Raw genomic sequence first — 2,001 nt, 5'->3', positions numbered from 1 at the left:
GAATGGGTTTGCTCTCGGCTAGTCGAGCGGTATAGCGCTGCTCCGGCGTGGCGTCCTTCCACTTGCGCTCCACCGCAAAGAGGGCGTTGCAGAAGGCCAACCCCTCAGCAGCAGCTGTTTGCGAGCGCTGGGCTGCAGGCACCGCTTGAAGAGCCTCATGATAATACCTTCGCGTGTGACTCCAGCAGCCGAGTTGCGTGATGTTCTTCACCTTGTTGTAGCCGCTGAAGCCATCGGTGTGCAGGTATCCCTCGAATCCAGCAAGAAATGCCTCGGGATGCTCACCGCCTCGTCCGGGCTTATAATCATACAGGATGATGTCGGGACCGATCCGGCCCGTGCGATAGAGCCACAGGTATGATTTCGTTTGTGCAGCCCGTCCCGGTTCCTTGAGTACCTGCAGGGTGGTTTCATCGGCATGCGCGATGTCTCGTTTCAAGAGCTCCGCATGCATGTAGTCATACAGAGGAGTGAGCCACCGCTCGCTGCCTGTAATTAGCCAGTTCGCCATCGTCTGTCGTGATAACTCTACGCCTAAACGCAAGAATTGTTGTTCCTGTCGGTAGAGCGGCAAGCTGTCCACGTATTTCTGGCTCATGATATACGCCAGGATAGACGGTGACACCAAACTGCTCGGCACGACAGGCGCCGGCATCGGGGCTGTGATGATCGGGGTGCGGATCGCTTCCTGTTCACAGCGGCGGCAGGCATACACGTGGCGCACATGCTCCACCACTTTCACCTCCGCCGGAATGATCTTCAATTCACGTCGTACTTCCGTGCTCATCCCATGCAGCTTGCCTGCACAGCAAGGACAAATCTGCTCCTCTTCGCTCAGCCGGTATTCGATCGTCTCTACGGGCAACGCATCGAGCTTCGCTTCGCGAGCGCCGACCTTCTTCTTGCGCTTGTAGGTGATGGTCTCGACCGTCGGTTCCGGCAGGGTCGGATTGGCTTCGGCTTCCGCCTCGTTAAAGAGATCCAAGGCAAGTTGATCCGGATGCGTCCGTTCGCTGGAAGCGCCAAAGCGTTTCTGCTGTGCCAAGCGAAACTGCTCTTTATACCACTTGAGCTCGGCTGACAGCTCCGCATTTTGTTGCTCCAGCTTCGCTGTTTTCTGATGCAGTTCTTCAATTGAAGGGTTGGTTTCCGTTCGATTTTCCATAACGTATGTCTTCGTCATGTCCTTGGCTGTTCCCTGCTCGATGATATGGCGAAATGGCGAACATATGGCTGCTAAACGACCGCTTCCACTGCCACTTTGGCATGAGCTTGCCGCTGGTGAAGCGAAAGTCCGTCGAGCAGCCAACGAAGCTCGCGGGAAGAGACCGTTACAACCTGTTCACTGCCGGTCGGCCACTGAAACGTTCCTCGTTCCAGCCTTCGGTAAAAGAGCCAGAAGCCGTTGACATCCCAATAGAGGATTTTGAGCTTGTTGCGCTCGCGATTGCAGAACACGAACAGACTCGGAGAGAATGGATCCAGACCAAAACCTTCTTGCACGAGTGCTGCAAGGCCGTCGATCGATTTACGCAAATCCGTAAACCCTGTTGCCAGGTAGACACGCTGAGAACTCGAAAGCGTCAGCATGTCTCGCTTAACGCCTCGACAGCTTCACGAAGCAGCTGTGGGTCAAAGCCTTTTTGAAGCGTGATGCTGGCGTGCCCAACATGAACGACAAGCGAAGTGGAAATGCGGGGAGGAACGGATTCAGCTACGGAGACGGGGATAAAGCGGGCAGCCTCGGGCGAAGCATCTCTTGATGCGACGTTTTTAAGTTTTCGCGTCCAATATTTTAATTGTTCCAAGGTGACATGATTGGCTGTACACCAAGCGGCCATCGTAAGACCGCTTGCTTTATAGTCGGCGATGCGTGTCATCCACTCGCGCTGGCGTTGATCTTTTTTCGTCATGAGGCAACCTCCTGTGTTTCTTAGGATGCCTTCATTTTCTCATGATACGTTTATGTATAATAGGTGTGCGGGATTTGACGCTTACATT

General features: G+C 54.3%; 3 protein-coding genes. All 3 read right to left on the bottom strand.

Translation table 11 applies throughout. The features are described from left to right. Positions 1-1,165: IS66 family transposase (gene tnpC / locus L1N85_RS26895; protein ID WP_235242081.1), on the bottom strand; the 1,165-nt coding region annotated here is incomplete at its 3' end. A 71-nt stretch (positions 1,166-1,236) separates the two neighbouring features. Continuing rightward, positions 1,237-1,590, bottom strand: a complete 354-nt coding sequence (gene tnpB / locus L1N85_RS26890; RefSeq protein WP_235242080.1) for an IS66 family insertion sequence element accessory protein TnpB — start codon at positions 1,588-1,590, stop codon at positions 1,237-1,239. Then, positions 1,584-1,913 (bottom strand): IS66 family insertion sequence element accessory protein TnpA, encoded by a 330-nt coding sequence (tnpA, locus tag L1N85_RS26885; protein WP_235242079.1) that lies wholly within the window; start codon positions 1,911-1,913, stop codon positions 1,584-1,586. The genes tnpB and tnpA overlap by 7 nt, the downstream gene beginning before the upstream one ends. Between the last annotated feature and the right edge of the window lie 88 nt (positions 1,914-2,001).

It is taken from the genome of Paenibacillus alkaliterrae (genome assembly GCF_021532375.1).
GTDB lineage: Bacteria > Bacillota > Bacilli > Paenibacillales > Paenibacillaceae > Pristimantibacillus > Pristimantibacillus alkaliterrae.
Note: the sequence above shows the minus strand (reverse complement) of the source record. Positions and strands in the feature narration are given on the sequence as shown.